Origin of the sequence: Brevibacillus gelatini, assembly GCF_050920745.1 — a bacterium.
In the GTDB taxonomy this organism is placed as follows: domain Bacteria; phylum Bacillota; class Bacilli; order Brevibacillales; family Brevibacillaceae; genus Brevibacillus; species Brevibacillus gelatini.
Window position 1 is genome coordinate 2,278,185 of the sequence record NZ_CP154342.1, and the last position, 19,603, is coordinate 2,297,787.

Annotated in this window: 1 protein-coding gene; it reads right to left on the bottom strand. The window is 54.0% G+C overall.

Features of this window, described 5'->3' with window-relative positions:
• Positions 1 to 62: 62 nt before the first annotated feature.
• Positions 63 to 19,523 (bottom strand): non-ribosomal peptide synthase/polyketide synthase, encoded by a 19,461-nt coding sequence (locus AAFJ72_RS11260; protein WP_432774041.1) that lies wholly within the window; start codon positions 19,521 to 19,523, stop codon positions 63 to 65.
• Positions 19,524 to 19,603 lie beyond the last annotated feature (80 nt).

The following is a 19,603-nucleotide window of genomic DNA, read 5'->3' on the forward strand; positions in this document are numbered from 1 at the left end:
TAGGGATGGATTCCCCCCGGGATCGCTTTTTCCCAAGGGGGAATCCTCATGCAGTTGCCGTTTTACTTCGCGATGAACAGCTCTTGCAGGATGTTGCGGAAGATCGAAGCATTTTGCGACACGTATTGACCGGACAGCATGTGCGAGTGGATTCCGTAGCCGTCGTATGTCAGCAGTCGTTTTGTTGCGGTCGCCCATGCCGACTCGTTCCATTCGGCTGCCGCCGCAGCGTCCTCTTCGGCTTCCAGCTCCGATTGGATGAGGTGGATGGCGGCATTGGTCGTTCCTGTGTTGACCAGTTGGTTATGGTACATCACATAGCCGACCGTTTTGCGAACGAAGCTTTGTTTGACGAACTCATTGGCCGCGTACAGCTCGAAATCTTCCCGGGTCATGTTGAACATCTCGGTGTTTTCTCCAATCTCGGCGAACAACCGGGCAATGTCGTTCTCGGTTTCCGCGACGGTCCGCTCGATTACCTTGTCTTTCCAGTACGAGTCAAACAGGATGATGTCGGTTACGGCATAACCGCGCTGCTCCAGTTCTTTCGCTACTTCGAAGGCAAGGTTTCCGCCCGAGGAGTAGCCCATCAGCGTGTACGGGCCGTTCGGATCGATTGCGGTAATCGCCTCGATATACTGCTCCATCCGGTTGTCGTCCTGGATAAAGTCGAAGCTGTACAGGGAAATGCCTTGAATTTGTGCAGCAAGCTTTTGGTAGTAGACGCTTTGCGCACCGATTGGTGTGAAGCAGAATACGTTTCTTTCTGACTTTTCATTCAGCAAAATGGCTTTGCCGTACTGACTCTCAAAGCGCTTGTGCGTGATAAAGTCAGCTACCTTTTCTACCGTAGGATGCTGGAAGATGAGGTTCAGCGGCAGCTCGACCTGCATGTACTCATACACCTTGGCGATCAAAAGCGTCGCTTTTAAGGAATGGCCGCCCAGTTCAAAGAAATGGTCGGTAATCCCAATTGGCTCGATCCCCAATACTTCTTGCCAAATGGATACGAGTTGCTGTTCGGTCGCATTTCTCGGTGCGACGTACTCGCGTGTGGTCGCATCGGACGGTTGCGGCTTCGGCAATGCTTTGCGATCCACTTTTCCATTGGCAGAAAGCGGCAGTTGCGCCAGTTTGACGAAATAGCTTGGAACCATGTAGGCGGGCAGTTCTTTCGCCAAATGGCTACGCAGGTCCGCTATAGACACTTCTGCTGCCGGGACAAAATAGGCGCAAAGGTACGGGCCAGAAGCGGCGTCATCTTCTCTTGCCACAACGACCGCTTGCTCGATGCCTTTGTAGGCGAGTACAGCACTTTCGATCTCCCCGATCTCGATGCGGTACCCTCTCACCTTGACTTGTTCGTCTGCGCGGCCAACGTATTCGATCGTGCCGTCTGTCCGCCATTTCACCAGATCGCCTGTTTTGTACATGCGTTCGCCTGGCTGGAACGGATTTTCGACGAACTTCTCAGCGGTCAGATCAGGTCTGTTCAGATAGCCTCTGGCAAGCCCGGCTCCGCCGATGCACAGCTCACCGACTACGCCAACCGGCTGCAGGTTGTGACCCTCATCCACGATGTAAACTTGGACGTTTGCTAGCGGTCGGCCAATCGTGATCGTTTGCCCCGGTTCAATCGAACGGGAGATGGTCGTCACGACACTGTTTTCCGTCGGGCCGTACTCATTGTTGATCTCAACGGCTGGATGTTTTTCTTTTGTCTTGCGGACAAGCTGCTCCGGCAGCTTCTCGCCTCCCAGTGTGGCGCAGCGCAGGTGAGCGAAGTCTGTAGTCGTCGAGCAATCCACAATCGCCTGGAACAGACTTGGCACGCCATAGTAATGAGTGACAGCGGTTGCCGCCATCAGTTTTTTCAGTGCAACCGGATCTTTCGCTTCTTCCTCTCGCGGCAGTACGCATGTGGCCCCACCGAGCAGCGGTGCGAACAGGCTGGCCACAAAACCGTCGAAGGCGAAGGAGAATACTTGCAGCGCCTTGTCCCCTGGTCCGAAGCCGTATTCATCCCTGCGCCACTGCATGCAGTTGACAATACCTTGATGCGGGATCATGACACCCTTCGGCTTCCCGGTCGTACCGGATGTATAGATGACATAGGCAAGGTCGCTCGGTTGATTGACTACAGACAGATTGGAGCTGTCGAGCTTCGCATCCCATGCAGTGTTCAGATCAAGGCACTCCGGCAGTTTGTCTGACAAGCTGCTCAACAGCGGCATCAGATGTGCCTGACTGAGCAGGAGGGATGCCCCGCTGTCTTCGAGCAAATACTGGATCCGATCCTGCGGATAGGCCGGATCGACTGGCACATAGGCTCCGCCTGCCTTCATAATGCCGAGAATTCCGATGACCATTTCCGGTGAACGCTCCGCCATGATGGCGACAAGACGGTCTGGCCCGACTCCTTTTGCGCGCAGAACGTTTGCCAGTTGGTTCGCTCTTGCGTTCAGCTCCCGGTACGTGAGTGTCTGTCCGTCGAAGTACAGCGCTGCTTGATCCGGCGTTTTGTCGACCTGTTCCTCGAAAAGCTGGTGCAGCGTTTTATCCAGCGCGTAGTTGACAGCCGTATCGTTGAACTCGTGCAAAATCTGCTGTCTTTCCTCAAGGGAGAGCATGTCGATCTCACCCAGGGGGATGTGCGGATTTTGCACGACGATGCCGGCAATCGCCAAAAGGTGGCGGCTAAGCCGTTCAATCGTTTTTCGCGCAAACAGGCTTGTGCTGTACTCCACTCCGAGCATAATCTCGTCTTTTTCTTCTGTGGCAACCAACGTCAAGTCGAACTTGGCGTGTTTGCCTGTTTCTTCGGTCATGTACGGCGCAAGTGTGCACTCTGGCAACACGAGCGTTTCTTCTGTGCCGTTCTGGAACGTAAACACGGTGTCAAACAGCGGGTTTCTGCTCAAGTCGCGCGGGATCGCCAGTTTTTCGACCAGCTCTTCAAACGGATAATCCTGGTGGCTGTATGCATCCAGCGCATTTTGTTTGACTTCTTGCAAAAACTCGACAAAGGTCTTTTCACGCGCAGGCTTGTTCCGCATCGCCAGGGTGTTTACAAACATGCCGACAATCGGTTCCAGATCGGCATGCGATCTGCCTGTAATCGGCGTACCGACGATGATGTCCTCCTGCCCGGTGTACTTGGCCAGCAGCACGTTGTACGCTGCAAGCAGAACCATGTACAGAGTCGTTCCTGTCTCCTGCGCCAGCTGGTTCAAGCCCTCCGTGAGCGATTTGCCCGCGCCAACCGTGTACTGATCCCCGGCAAAGCTCTGGATGCTTGGACGGGTGAAATCGGTCGGCAGGTTCAGCACTGGAATATCGTCGGCAAACGTCTGGAGCCAATACGCTTCTTGCTGCTGGAAGGCGGCCGATTGCGAGAACTCCTGCTGCCAGACAGCGAAGTCTTTGTACTGGATGCGCAGGTTTGGCAAAACTTCTCCCTGATACAGTTGCACCCAATCGGCAAGCAGAATGCCGGATGATACCCCATCGGAAATGCTGTGATGCATATCGGTAAAGAGTACGTGACGATCTTCGCCGATTTTCAGCAGCGCGACGCGAATCAGCGGTGCGACTTCCAGATCGAATGGCTGCACGAGACTGGAAACGAGATCGCGCGCCTCGTCTTCTGTGACTTCGAAATAGGCCATTGCAAAAGGCACGTCTGCGTGGATTTTTTGCACCGGCTCTCCGTTGACGACGGAAAACGAAGTGCGCAGGCTTTCGTGTCGCGCAATCAGACCCTTGAACGCTGCTTCCACACGGTTTCGGTCCAGCTTTCCTTCGATCAGCATGGTTGAAGGCATGTTGTAGCTGATGCCGACTCCCTCAAATTGATCGAGAATATACATCCGTTTTTGCGCCGAGGACACCGGGTAATACGCTTGCTCGCGCGCTGGTTCGATAGAGACGACATTCCCTTTTGCTGTCTCTTCGATATACGCCGCCAATTCCTGAATCGTCGGCTTTTCGAACAGAATGCGGAGCGGAATATCGACCTGATACTCGTTGTGCATGCTCGTAATGACCCGCATCGCACGCAGGGAGTGTCCGCCGAGTGCGAAAAAGTCGTCCAGTACGCCCACTTGCGGAACATGGAGCACCTGCTCCCATACGTTGGCCAACCGTGCTTCCCATACAGTGCGCGGTGCCACGTATTCTGTCGTTCTGAGCATGGATACATCCGGTGCCGGCAAGGAACGTCTGTCCACTTTGCCATTGGCAGTCAACGGCATTGCCTCCAGCCAGACAAAATACGATGGGATCATCGTCTGCGGCAGTTCCTGCAGCAAATGCGCCCGCAAATCCGCGCTGTCGAACTCGCGGTCCGCCACAATATAAGCGCACAAATACTTTTCCTGGTTGTGGTCTTCTCGTGCAACCACGACTGCTTCGGTAATTCCGTCCAGCTTGCGCAGTTGTGTCTCGATTTCACCCAGCTCAATGCGGACCCCTCTGATTTTTACCTGGTGGTCGTTGCGGCCAAGGAATTCGACATTGCCATCCGGACGCCACTTCGCCAGATCACCTGTGCGGTACAAGCGTTCACCTGGGGCAAACGGATTCACAACGAACTTCTCTTCGGTAAGATCCGGTCTGTTCAAATAACCGCGTGCAACGCCCGCTCCCCCGATGCACAATTCACCTACGACGCCAACAGGCTGCAGATTCAATTGCTCATCGACGACATACATCGTCATGTTCGGAAGTGGTTTGCCGATTGGCACGGTTCCCGAACCGATGGCGCTAATGTCTGCTTCTTCGTAGTAGCTGGAATCGATGCACGCCTCTGTTACGCCGTAGCTGTTGATGATCCGCATCTTGTCACCGAAGCGAGCCAGCAGCGTTTTGAAGTCTTCTGCCGGGCAACTGTCCGCACCGAGAATCAGCAGCTTCATCTGGCTGATGTCCAGCTTGTTTTCGTAAATGTAGTGCATCAACGGTACGATCAGCGCCGGAGTCGCTTCAAAGATCGTGATCTGGTAGCGATGGATGATCTCGTACAGCGAAGCTGGGTCCATTTTGACTTCGTTCGGGCAAATGACGAGTTGTCCACCAGTCAGCAGTGCCCGGGCAAAGTCGCCAGTCGATACGTCGAAGGCGAAGCTCGCCATTTGCAGCAAGCGTACCGGGAAGCTGTCCAGGTGATACTCATCTTTCCAGGCAAATGCGACGTTGGCATAGCTGTGGTGCTCGATCACGACGCCTTTTGGCTTTCCGGTTGTACCCGATGTGTAAATGATGTAGGCTGCATGCTCCGGACGCGCGACATGCTCCAGATTGCCTGTTTCCTCCTCGGCCAGCTCCTGCGCATCCAGATAGAGCGTTTCGTACGGGAAGGCAAGCTGATCGCTCATTTTAGGCAAGGTGAGCAGCAGTTTCGCTCCGCTGTCTTCGAGCATGAAAGCTTGACGCTCCAGCGGATAGTCCGGATCAATCGGAACGTACGCTCCCCCTGCTTTCAAGACGGCAAGCATGCCCACAACCATGTAAGGCGAGCGGTCTACCAGGATGCCGACCGTGCTTTCCGGCTTGACGCCTTTTCGCCGCAGGACGCGGGCGAGCTGGTTGGCTTTTTCGTTCAGTTCCTGATAGGTCAACTGTTCGTTTTCCGCGAGAACCGCAATCTGGTTCGGCGTTTTTTCCACTTGCTCCTCGAACAGCTCCTGGAACGTTTTATCCGTTGGATATGCGCGGCTTGTCGCCGTGAAGCTGTGCAGCATCTGCTCCTTCTCTTGCTCAGACAAGACGCTGATTCGGGACAGCATGATGTCCGGATCGGCGGTGATTGTCCGCAGGAGGTGGACGTAATGGCCTGCCAGACGGTTCATCGTTTCTTTGGCAAACAGCTTCGTGCAATAGCTGAATTGGACCAGCAGTTCGTCCTGTTTTTCCATCGCATCCAACGTAAGATCGAATTTCGCGATGTTGCCGTTCACCGGATATGGCGACAGCGTAACTCCTGCCATTTCGCCTCCGGCCGATTCGGCAAGTCCCAAGCTGAACATCGTATCGAACAGCGGGTTTCTGCTCAGATCGCGCCGTACTTCCAGCTTCTCGACCAGCTGCTCGAACGGATAGTCCTGATGCTCAAAGGCACTCAGCGCATTTTGCTTCACCTCTTGCAAAAACGCGCGGAAGCTCAGGTTGCCAGACGCTGTGTTTTTCAAGGCGAGCGTGTTGACGAACATCCCGACGATGCGCTCTACATCTGCGTGTGAGCGACCTGCAATCGGTGTGCCGATGACGATCTCTTCCTGCCCTGCATACTTGGAAAGCAGCACATGGTAGGCAGCCAGCAGCACCATGAACAAGGTCGTGCCTGTATCGGCAGCGAGCTTTTGCAGTTGTTCCAGCAGCTCACGTCCGGTGCCCATTGCGACCACGTCACCGTCGAAGCTCTGCACGGACGGTCTTGAGTAGTCCGTAGGCAGATTCAGCAACGGAATCTCGCCGGCAAACGTCTGCGTCCAAAAATCCTCCTGCTTCCGGAAACGTTCAGACTGGGCCATGCCAGCCTGCCACACGGCAAAATCTTTGTACTGGATGCGCAGGTCAGCAAGCTGTTTGCCTTCATATAAATTCGTGATTTCCTCGAGGATGACCGCAAGCGATACACCATCGGAAATGATGTGGTGCATATCCATGAAGAACAAGTGTCGCTCTTCGCCAAGCTTTATCAGGTTCGCCCTGAACAACGGCGCAGTTTCCAGATCAAATGGCTGGATCAGCTGCTGAATGAGCGCTTCTGCCTGCTCTTCTGTCGCCTCGATGATGTTGATTGGCAGCTCGACATCGGCATGTACACGTTGCTGCGGCTCGCCGTTTACCGAATGGAACGACGTGCGCAAAGCTTCGTGTCGCTTCACTACCGTCTGGATGGCATCGGCAAAGCGGTCGTAATCCAGCTTGCCTTCCAGCACCAGCACGTTCGGCACGTTGTAGCTGACTCCGCTTCCTTCGAACTGATGCAGGATGTACATTCGTTTTTGCGCAAACGACACCGGATAATACTCGGCTGGCTCGACAGGCTGAATCGTCTCGAACTGCTCGTGCGCACTCTTGGCGATATAGGCGGCCATTTCCTGGATCGTCGGAGACGCAAACAGCACTTTTAACGGCAACTCCACCTGGAAGGTCTTGTGCACCTGTGTGATGACGTTCATCGCTTTTAAGGAATGTCCGCCGATTTCAAAGAAATTGTCGTGGATGCCAATCGCCGGTATCCCCAAAACATCCTGCCAAATCTGGGCCAGCTTCGCTTCGGTTTCGGTTTGCGGCGCGACATAGGTGCTTCCTGTCGTCCGTTCGCCGGATGGCTGCGGCAATGCACGGCGGTCGACCTTGCCATTTGCGGTCAACGGCAGTTTTTCCATCTGCATGTAGTAGGCAGGGACCATATAAACAGGCAATTGTCTGAATACGGCTTCTCTCAGCTCGGCAACGTCTACTTCCTGCTCGGAAACAAAGTACGCGCAAAGAGCATTTTGTCCGTTCGCTTCCTCGATCACGGCAACGACGGCCTCTTTTACATGTTCCAGATGGGCCAAAACGGACTCGATTTCGCCAAGCTCAATCCGGTAGCCGCGGATTTTCACTTGCTGGTCAATCCGTCCCAAATATTCAATCGTTCCATCCGCCAGCCATCTCGCCAAATCTCCGGTGCGATACATCATTTCGCCCGGCACGAACGGATTAGGCACAAACTTCTCGGCGGTCAAGTCCGGCTTGTTCAAATATCCTCTGGCAACCCCGTCGCCGCCGACGCACAATTCTCCCGGTACGCCAATCGGCTGCGGCTGATTGTTGGCATCCAAAATATACGCGGTGGAGTTGGCAATCGGTTTGCCAATCGGAATCTGCTCTTCGAAATGCTTGTCGATCAAATAGCATGTCGAGAAAGTCGTGTTTTCCGTTGGGCCGTACCCGTTCCAGATTTCCAGTTCAGGTAGCGCGTTTCTTACCTTGTTGATGTGCTTCGGCGACAGCGCTTCGCCGCCGACGATCAAGGCGCGCAAGCTGGCAAACATCGCCGGGTTGTCTTGGGAAAGCTGGTTAAAGAGCGGCGAGGTCAGCCACATGGTCGTAATCTGATTCGTCCGCAGGAAGCTGCCCAGCTTCTCGGCATCCAGCAGCACATCCTTGCTCACCAAGTACAGGCTGGCACCGTGCAGTAGCGCACCGAAAATCTCAAATGTCATGGCGTCAAAGCCAATTGCGCCTGTTTGGATCATCCGGTCTGTCTCGCGTACTTGCACGTAATTCGTATTCTTCACCAGACGGATGACGTTGCGATGCTCGACCATGACTCCTTTTGGCTTGCCAGTGGAGCCTGAGGTGTACATCACGTAAGCCAGGTCGTGCGGACCGTTGACAAGCGCCGGATTTGCGGAATTTTCCACGTGCAGACTGTCACCGTCCAGCACGATTGTTTTCAGGTCTTCGCTGACGAGCGGCAGCAAATGCTTTTGCACGAGAACAACTTTTACGTCGCCGTCTTCGAGCATGTAGGAGCGGCGTTCGGACGGATGTTCCGGGTCGAGCCCCAGGTAGGCGCCTCCCGCTTTGAGAATCCCCATGATGCCAGAGATCATTTCCAGCGAACGGTCTGCGAGCAAGCCTACGATGCTGTCTTTTCCGATGCCGTTTTTGCGCAGGGCATGGGCGATTTGGTTCGCTTTCTCATTCAGCTCCCGATACGTCAGGCTCCGTCCATCCATCACGACAGCTGTATGCTCAGGTGTTTTTGCTGCCTGTTCCTCAAACAGTTCCACAATGGTGCGATTGCGCGGATATTCACCAAAGGTATTGTTGAACGCAACCGTCACCAGATGTCTTTCTTCCTCGCTCAACAGGCTGATTTCTTGCAGAGCTGCTGCCTGGTTCTTTGTAATTGCCCGCAACACTTGCAGGAAATGCCCCGCCATTCTCTCAATGGTTTCTCTGCGGAACAGTTTCGTGGAGTAGACGAGTGCGAAATGAATGCCGCTTTCGTCCTCTGTTGCTTCCAGGGTGAGATCAAACTTGGCGTTGCCAGCCTGTGCAGGGTATGCTTCCAGCTTCAGCCCATCCAGCTCATACGCTTTTTTGTCCAGGTTTTGCAAAATGAACATTGTGTCGAACAGCGGGTTGCGGCTAAGATCGCGCTTGATTTCCAGCTTTTCGACCAGCGCTTCAAACGGATAATCCTGATGGGTGTATGCCTGCAGCGTATTTTGCTTGACCTCTTCCAAAAACGCCTGGAACGGTTTCGCTTTGGCCGGGTAGTTTCGCAACGCGAGCGTATTGACAAACATCCCCAGCACTTTCTCGACGTCAGCGTGCGATCTGCCCGCAATCGGCGTCCCTACGACGATGTCCTCCTGTCCGCTGTATTTGGCAAGCAGCACGTTGTACGCGGCGAGCAGAACCATGAACAGCGTCGCCTGGTTCTCCTGGGCGAGTTTGGATAGATCGTCCAGCAGCGCTCTGTCAGCCTGGAACGAAACGCAATCCCCGTCAAAGCTTTGCACCAGTGGTCGGGAAAAATCGGCTGGCAGGTTCAGCACCGGAATGTCGCCGGAAAACGCGTCTAACCAGTACGCTTCCTGCTTCGCATAAACATCGGATTGGAACAGCTCCGACTGCCAGACAGCGAAGTCTTTGTATTGTACGGCAAGCGCAGGCAACTCCTCGTTGCGATACAGCTTCGAAAATTCTTCCATGATGATTCCCGCCGACACACCGTCCGAAATGATGTGGTGCATATCCATCAGGAACAGGTGACGTTTTGCTGCCAGCTTGAAAAGTCCAACCCGCAAAAGCGGAGCTTGCGTCAGATCAAACGGTTGCACGAACGACTCGATGGCAGACTCCACCTGGTCTTCCGTCAATTCCTCGTAGCGCACATTCAGTTCGACGTGCTCGTGTACGCGCTGCACAGGCTCGCCCTGAACCGTATGGAACGAGGTCCGCAGCGATTCGTGACGCTGAATCAGCTTGTGGATCGCAGCTTCAAACCGCTCGACGTCCAGGTCGCCTTCGATGTACAACGCGCTCGGCATGTTGTAGACAGTGCCTGTGTCTGTGAACTGCCGCAAGACGTACATTCTTTTCTGTGCGGAGGAAACCGGATAATACGCTTGCATTGGTGCAGGCTGGATCGGCACATACGTATCTTTTCCGCTTGTGGCAACATACTGGGCCAGCTCCTTGATGGTTGGCTGGGAAAAGAGCACTTGCAGCGGCAACTCCACCTGGTATTCCCGATGCACCTGTGCCGCGACATTCATCGCTTTCAGGGAATGACCGCCAATCTGGAAAAAGTTGTCAAGGATGCCGATGCCGCTCACACCGAGCACGCGCTCCCAGATTTCGACCAGCTTTCTTTCCACAGGGGTCGTAGGCGCTTCGTATTCCGCTCCGGTTACAGGCTTGCCCTCCGGCTTCGGCAACGCTTTTTTGTCGACTTTTCCATTTGGCGTAAGCGGAAGCTGCTCAAGCTGCACGAAGTACGTCGGAATCATGTACGACGGCAATCTTTTTGCCATATGCGACCACAGCTTGGCGAGATCAAGCTGTTCTTCGCCCGTGAAATACGCGCACAGAGACGATTGACCCAACTCATCTTCATGGACGACCACGACAGCGGCGGTCAGCTTTTCATAAGCGAGCAGCGCCGACTCGATCTCGCCGATTTCAATCCGATAGCCGCGTACTTTAACCTGCTCGTCAATCCGCCCGATGAACTCAATCGTTCCGTCCGGAAGCCATCTGCCAAGGTCGCCAGTTTTGTAAAGGCGTTCGCCAGGCACAAATGGATGGGGAACAAATTTCTCGGCTGTAAGCGCAGGCTTGTTCCAATAGCCCCGTGCCAAACCGCGACCGCCGATGCAAATTTCCCCGACTACGCCGATTGGCTGTAGCTGGTGGAATTTGTCTACGATGTACAGGCTGGTATTGGCAATCGGTCGTCCGATGGTAATCGCTGTATCAAGATCTGGTATGCGCAAGTAGGATACGACGACACTGCTTTCTGTCGGGCCGTACTCGTTGATGATAAGCAGGCCGGAATTCAGCTCCTTGCTCTTTGCGATGAGCTGCGGCGTTGTTTTTTCGCCCCCGAGCGTGACAACCTGCAGCGTCTGGATGTCCGCTTTTGTACTGCATTCGAGGATGGCCTGGAACAAGCTCGGTACACTGGTCATGATCGTGCAACGCGAAGCGGCGATCCGCTTCTTGATCGCGACAGGGTCCTTGGCTTCCCCGTCTGTAGCCAGTACGACCGTCCCGCCGGAAATAACAGACGAAAAGAACGACAGTACAAAAGCATCGAAGGCAAAGGACAGAGTCAGCATGTTCCTGTCGCCGACAGTTAGCCTATGCTCCTCTTTTTTCCAGAGCAGGCTGTTGACAATGCTCTGATGCTCAACCATTACCCCTTTCGGCTTGCCGGTTGTCCCTGATGTATAGATGACATAGGCCAGATTGGAGGATGTATTAACCGGCTCCAGATTTTCGCGATGCGCAGAATAGTTGCTTTCATCATCCAGATACAGGCATTGTGCGCTCACGCCGGAACCAAGTCTGTCTGCCAGATGCTTTTGCGTAAGCACCAGACGGGCTTCGCAATCCGCCAGCATGTAGGCGACACGTTCCGTTGGATATTCCGGATCAATCGGCACATAGGCTCCGCCTGCTTTCAGGATGGCCATGATCCCGAAAATCATCTCCGCAGAACGGGTTGCCATGATCCCTACCGTCTGGTCAGGCTTGACCCCCCGCTCTCGCAGCGTAGCAGCAAGCTGGTTGGCCCGCTCGTTCAGCTCCTGATAGGACAAATGCCGATCGCCGATTTCGATCACGGTCGCTTGCGGCGTTTTGGCCACTTGCTCCTCGAATAGCGCCTGAATCGTTTTGTCCTCTGGAAAATCTTTGCGCGTATCGTTGAACGCAACCAACAAGCGCTGCTTTTCCTCTGCGGAAAGCATGTTGATTTCAGACAGCTTCTTGCGCGGGTTTGTTGCAACTTCCCGCAAGACCTGGATGAAATGAGTCGCCAGTCTTTCCATCGTCTCCCGTGCAAACAGCTTGGTGCAATAATCGAGGGTAAAGACGATCTGCCCGTTTTCTTCGTACGCCTCCAGGGACAGGTCAAACTTGGCCTGCTTCACCTCAGCCAAATAAGGAGTAACGGTCAACTGCTCCATTTCAAACGGCTTTTGTTCCATATTTTGCAAAATGAAAACCGTGTCAAACAATGGATTGCGACTCAGGTCCCGCGGCATGTTCAGCTTGTCAACGAGCTCATCGAGTGGATAGTCTTGATGCTCAAACGCCTGCAACGTATTGTTTTTCAATTCGGCCAAAAAGTCATGGAAGGTTTTGTCCCCGGCTGGCTTGTTGCGCAAAGCCAGTGTGTTGACAAACATCCCGACAATCGCCTCCGTTTCGGCATGCGACCTGCCGGCAGTCGGTGCACCGACGATGATGTCTTCCTGGCCGGAGTATTTGGCCAGCAGCACATTGTACGCCGCCAAAAGCACCATGTAGAGCGTCGCGCCCGTCTCTTGTGCGAGCTGATGCAAGGCGGCTGGCAAAGCGGTACCGGAGTCAAAGACAAAGCGGTCGCCCTCGAAGCTTTTCACAGACGGTCTTGGATAGTCCGTCGGCATGTTCAGAACGGGGATTTCTCCCGTAAAGGCGTTGACCCAGTAGGCTTCCTGCCGTGCAAACTCATCCGTCTGGAGCCATTCATTTTGCCAGTGGGCAAAATCTTTGTACTGAATGCGCAGCTCTGGCAGCTCATCCCCTTGATAGAAGCGGGCAAATTCCTCGATCAAAAGCCCGATGGAGACGCCGTCTACGACAATATGGTGCATATCGAGCATGAACAGGTGGCGTTCCGGCGCCAGCTTGATTAATCCGGCACGCATCAGCGGGGCTGTGCCCAGATCGAACGGCTGGATAAACTGCTCGGCTATTTGCTGGACCTTTTCCTCTGTCGCTTCGGCAAAGGAGATGGACAGCTCGACATCTTCGTGGACGCGCTGAACAGTCTCGCCTTGCACGGTGTGGAACGAGGTGCGCAACGATTCGTGGCGTTGCACCAGGATGTTTAGCGCCTGTTTCAGCCGCTCTGTATCCAGCTTGCCGTCGAGATACATGAAGCCTGGCATGTTGTAGCTGATGCCTGCCCCTTCCATTTGCTGGAGGATGTACATTCTCTTTTGCGCTGCAGAAACCGGATAATACTCCTGTTTTTCGACAGGCTGGATGGCGGTGTACTTGCCTGTACGGGCAGCGACAACATGCGGCGCAAACTCCGCGATGGTCGGCGATTCAAACAACGCTTTCAACGGCACTTCCACCTGGAAGCTTCGCTGGATCAAGGCAATGACGTTCATCGCCTTCAAGGAATGTCCGCCAAGCTCGAAGAAATGGTCGAATACGCCAATCTGTTCAACGCCAAGCACACTTTGCCAAATCTCGGCGAGCTTTGCTTCTACTTCGTTGCGCGGCGCTACATATGCGGCAGCGGTTGTAGCTGTTGCCTCCGGTTTTGGCAGGGCTTTGCGATCCACTTTGCCATTTGCCGAAAGCGGCAACTGATCCATGAAAACAAAAGCGGATGGCACCATGTACGCTGGCAACGTGGAGCCAAGGTATGCTCGCAGATCGGATGCTTGAACGTCCTGCTTTGTCACGACATAGGCATACAGGCTGTTTTGCCCTTTGCCATCCTGGCTGGCCGTGACAACGGCTGCCGTGATCGCTTCATGCTGCAACAGTCTCGCTTCTATTTCTCCCAGCTCGATGCGGTGCCCCCGGATTTTCACCTGATGGTCGATGCGGCCCAGGTACTCGATATGGCCGTCGGGCAAATACCGGACCAAATCTCCGGTGCGGTACATTCTGCCGCCCGGCTCAAACGGATTTTCGACGAAGCTTGCCTGCGTCAGTTCCTCGCGATTCCAGTAGCCGCGGGCCAAGCCATCTCCGGCAATGCACAGCTCCCCTGCAACGCCGACTGGCTGGAGCTGGTTGTTCGCATTGACGACGTACAGACGGATGTTGTCAATCGGTTTGCCAATCGGAATGACGCTGTATTCCTGCTGGCGAGGGCACATCCAGTAGGTTGCATCAATGGTTGTCTCGGTAGGCCCGTACAGGTTAATCAACTGGGCTTGTTGGGTCGCGTAAAAACGCGAAACAAGTGCAGGCGTCAATGCTTCTCCGCCGCAGAACACGCGCTGCAAGCTCGTGCATGCGCTCCATCCCGGATCGGTCATGGTCAGATCGAGCAAGGACGGAACCATTTGCAACGTCGTAATTTTTTGCTCGCGAATCACGCGCGTCATGTACGCGATGTCACGATGCCCGTCTGGCTTGGCGAGTACCAGCCGTCCGCCTGTAATCAGCGGCAAGTAAAACTCCCAGACAGATGCGTCGAAGCTAAACGGCGTTTTTTGCAGGACGGCATCCGCTGTTGTCAACGGGAACGTCTCACGCATCCAGAGCATGTGATTGCAGATCGCCTGATGGGAGATCATGACGCCTTTCGGATTTCCCGTCGATCCCGAGGTGTAGATCACGTAGGCGAGGTCGTCGCTGCCGGAGATGCTGTCCAGATTGCTGTCGTCTCCGGTGTAAATCGCTTCGTCTTCCACATCGATGATCTCCCCTGCATACGCTGCGATCTCCTGCAGATGACGCTGCGTGAGCAAGATCGGAGCCTGGCTGTCGCTGAGCATGTACTGAATCCGTTCTTGCGGATAGCTTGGATCGATTGGCACGTATGCACCACCGGCCTTGAGTACGGCCAGCATCCCGACGACCATGCCCGGCGAACGGTCTACCATAATCCCGATCAATGTATCCGGTTTGGTGCCGCGACTGCGCAGCAAGCGAGCCAGTTGGTTCGCCCGGGCGTTCAGCTCGCGATAGGTCAGCACCTGTCCCTCGTACACAACCGCTGCTTCATTCGGCGTGCGTGCTGCCTGTTCCTCCACCAGTTGATGCAGCGCCATGGCACCGGAGCGCTCGACGAACGTATCGTTGACGTTCAGGAGAAGGGAACGTTTTTCAGTTTCCGTCATCATGTCGATGTCCGCCAGTCTGGCTGTCGGCTGCTCACTGATCGTGCGCAAAATTTCCAGGTAATGCCCGGCCATTCGCTCGACAGTCTCTTTTTTGAACAGCTTCGTTGCGAAGGTGAGCTGGAACTGAATGTTGGCTGGCGATTCACTCGCATTCAAAGCGAGATCGAACTTGGAAATTTTGTTGAACAGCTCATACGGCGACACTTTCAGCCCGCCAATCGCAAGCGACTGCTGACCCTCGCTTTCCAAAGAGAACATCGTGTCAAACAGCGGGTTGCGACTTATATCGCGCTGGATTGCAAGCTTTTCCACAAGCTCCTCGAATGGGTAATCCTGATGGTCGTAGGCTGCGAGCGCATTCTGCTTCACTTCCTGCAAAAATTGCGCAAACGTTTTGCTGCCAACTGGCTGGTTGCGCAGCGCCAATGTATTGACGAAAATGCCCATGATGTTCTGCACATCCGCATGGGAACGTCCAGCGACAGGGGTACCGACAATGATGTCTTCCTGTCCGGTGTACTTGGACAAAAGCACATGGTAAGCGGCAAGCAAGACCATGTACAAGGTGGCGCCTGTCTCTTGGGCCACTTGCTGCAGCCGCTCCAGCAGTTCTTTTCCGGTGTCAAAAAGGACGAGATCGCCGTCAAAGCTTTGCAGGCTCGGCCGTGGATAGTCGGTCGGCAGGTTCAAAAGCGGAATTTCATCGGCAAACGTGCCGAGCCAATGCTGTTCCTGCTTTTTGTACGCTTCTGTCTGGAACATTTCATTTTGCCAAACAGCGAAATCTTTGTACTGGAGCGGAAGTGGCGAAAGCTCTGCTCCCTGGTACAACTCAGCAAATTCGCGCAGCAAAATTTGCGAAGAAACGCCGTCCGCGATGATATGGTGCATGTCGAGCAGGAACAAATGGCGTTCGTTCCCCAGCTTGACCAAGCCTGTTCGCAAGAGTGGAGCGACGCTAAGATCAAAGGGTCGGACAAACTCGCGCATGATTTTTTCTGCCTGGTCCTCGCTTGACTCGAGCATGAACAGTGGCACTTCTACCTCGTCGTGTACTTTTTGCACAGGCTCACCGTCGATGGTGTGAAACGACGTGCGCAATGCTTCGTGTCGTTCTGCCAGCTTTTGAATCGCGCTGGCAAACCGGGCGTAATCCAGCTCTCCTTCCAACAGGATGGCACCGGAGATGTTGTAGCCGATTCCCTCTCCTTCGAACTGTTGGAGGATGTACATTCTTTTTTGCGCGGACGAAACCGGATAATACTCCTGCACGTCCACCGGTTTAATCGCGCTGTACTCGCTTTTCTCCGACTGCGTAAGGAATCGGGCCAGCTCCGATACGGTTGGATGCTCGAACAGAGTCTTGACAGGTACGTCCACTTCCAGCGCTTTGGAGATTTGGAAAATGACGCTCATCGCCTTCAACGAGTGTCCGCCCAAGTCAAAGAAATTGTCGTGAACCCCGACCCGGCTTACGCCCAGCACCTGCTGCCAAATCTCGGCCAGCTTCGCCTCGGTTTCATTTTGCGGAGCGACATACGCGGTTCCTGTAACGATTGCACCGTCCGGCTTCGGCAATTTCTTCCGCTCGACTTTTCCATTTGCTGTCAGCGGAATTTCTGCCAGACGGATAAAGTAGGAAGGGATCATGTAAGACGGAAGCGTACTGCCCAAAAACGCTCTCAGTTCCGCCACAGGCAGTTCCTGCTCGGACACGAAGTAGGCGTACAGCACATTTTGGCCGCTCTCTTCTTTTTCCGCGATCACGACCGCTTCCTTGACCGATTCATGCTGTGTCAGGCGCGTTTCGATTTCGCCCATCTCGATCCGGTGTCCGCGAATTTTGACTTGGTGGTCAATTCTGCCCACGTATTCCATGTTTCCGTCCGACAGCCATTTGGCCAGGTCGCCTGTTCGATACATCTTGGTTCCCGGACGGAACGGGTTGTCGATAAACTTTTCTGCGGTCAGCTCCGGTCGGTTGAAATACCCTTTGGCTACGCCGTCTCCGGCAATGTACATTTCGCCAATTGAACCGACAGGCACAGGCTGCATGGAAGCATCGAGCAAGTAAATCTGCACGTTGTCAGCCGGTATCCCGATTGGCACCGATTCCTGGGTCGTTTTTTGCGGATCGTACAAATAAATCATGCAGCCGACAACCGTTTCCGTTGGTCCGTATTCGTTGAAAATCCGCACGTCCTGCCCGAAGTTGTCGTAAATGCGCTGCGCCAGCTTCGTCGGCAAGTTCTCGCCGCCGACGATAAACCGTCGGATGCTGCTGGTTCTTCCGTCGATTTCTTCGATCAGCTTCAGGTGTGTTGGTGTCAGCTTGATGATGCCGACTTTGTTTTCCTTGATGATGTCCAAAATGAGCTGCACCTTGTCTGCGCCTCTGTACACATAGATGGTGTTGCCAGACAAAAGCGGCGTGAAGATCGAGGTGACTGTCAAATCGAATGAAATGGAGGAGTACAGCGGAAAATCTACCGCTTCCCCCTGGACGTACACCTTGTTCGCCCACCAAATGTAGTTGACCAGACCTTGATGGGTAATCATGGCCCCTTTTGGATTGCCAGTCGAGCCGGAAGTATAGATCATGTAGACCAGATCATCCGGCTGGCATTCCGGAGCGAGGTACGAGCTGTCGCCTGTGTACAGGGCAGGATCGTTCAGATCGAGAATGCTGCCGGAAAACTGGATGCTTTGCTGCAAATGCGACTGGGTTAATAGGATCGTAGTCTGGCTGTCATCGAGCAAATACTGGATGCGATCCAGCGGATATTCCGGGTCAATGGGCAAGTAGGCGCCACCCGACTGCAGGACAGCCATGATTGCCACAACCAGCTCCAGCGAATGCTCTGCCATAATCGAGACGATGCTGCCTTTGGCAATGCCTCTCGCCCGCAAGGCTCTGGCAAGCTGGGCAGAGCGCTCCATCAGCTCCTGATAGGTCAAGCTGTCATCGCCGCAAACAACGGCTGTTTTCTCCGGTGTCCGCGCCGCTTGCTCTGCGATCAGCTCCACGATTGTTTTGTCCCGCGGATAATCGGCAGCGGTGTCGTTGTAGTTGACAAGCAATTGCTGCTTTTCCGCTTCGGTGATGATGCCGATCTCGGATAGCTTCACTTGCGGATTGTCAATCACCTGGTCGATGACGGTGCGAAGATGGCCTTCCACCCGGTTTACGAACGACGACTCATAAACGGCGGCATTATAGCTTAGCTTTACATACAGCTCGTTCGACGGAGCGAGTGCCACGACCACGTTGAAATCATAGGAGGTTTGTTCTTCCCCGCTTTCGACGGTGAATTGGAACCCTAATGCCTCTTCCAGATGCTTCATCGAGTTGTCCGGGTAATTTTCAAACGTGACCAAATGATCGATCAATTCCTGTTTCAGTACGTTCGTGCTTTGAATCTCGTACAGCGGTGCATAATCATAGGCAGCCGAAGCCAAGGCTTGCTTTTGCACCGCTTGGAGCAGCTCGCTGAACGTTTGCTGCTTGTTGGTCTGCACGCGAGTGGGAATCGTGTTGATGAACAAACCAACCATGCTCTCGATTCCCTGGATTTGCGGCGGTCGGCCAGATACGACCGAGCCGAAAACGACGTCCTCCGTATTTTTGTACTTGCTGGCCAAAATGCCCCAGAGCGCCTGGAACACGCTGCTCATCGTAGCCTGGTGTTGATTGGCGATTTGCATGAGCTGCTGCGTCTTTTCAGACGAGATGGTGAACATGTTTTCGATGTGTTCGTAGCGGCTGGATTCGGCCAGATGTTTCCGTTTTGGAAAATCCGCCTGATGATCGTACCCTGCCAGATAGTTCTGCCAGTAGGTGAGCGCTTCGTCCTTGTTTTGTTTATCCAGCCATTTGATATAATCGCTGTACGGCTTCGTCGCTTCCCGTGGAAGCGGTTCGCCTTTTCGCAGCGCTGCGTAATAGGTCAAAAGCTTGTGGAGCAATACGCCGAGTGACCAACCGTCCACGATGATGTGGTGAAACGCCCAGACAAATCGGTACTTGTTCTCGCCTGTTTGAAAAATCGCGGCTTTCATCAGGCTGCCTTTTGTCAGATCAAACGTATGGTGTTGATCCGTGTACGCTTTTATGTACTCGTCCTGCTCCTTCGTTGGCAAATGAGAAATGTTCTCGAAAGGAACAGTCACCTTTCTTTCTTTGAAAACAACCTGCCGAGGACGCTGCAAGTTTTGGTACACAAACACCGTGCGCAGTACCTCGTAGTTTTCCACGAGCTTGTTTAGGCTCTGTTCAAAAAGAGGCAGGTGAAAATCGCCCTGGATGGTCGCCGACATCTGGAGGCAATAGGCGCTTGAGCCTGTGTCTTTGACTGCGTGAAACAACATCCCCTCTTGCAATGGGGTAAGCGGGTAAATTTTTGCGATGTTTTCCTGCTTTTTCATTTTGCACCTCGACTGTGTGAATTATCGGTTTGAAGAGGGGGACCTCCAATAAAAGCGCAGCGTGCCCGCTTTTATTGGAG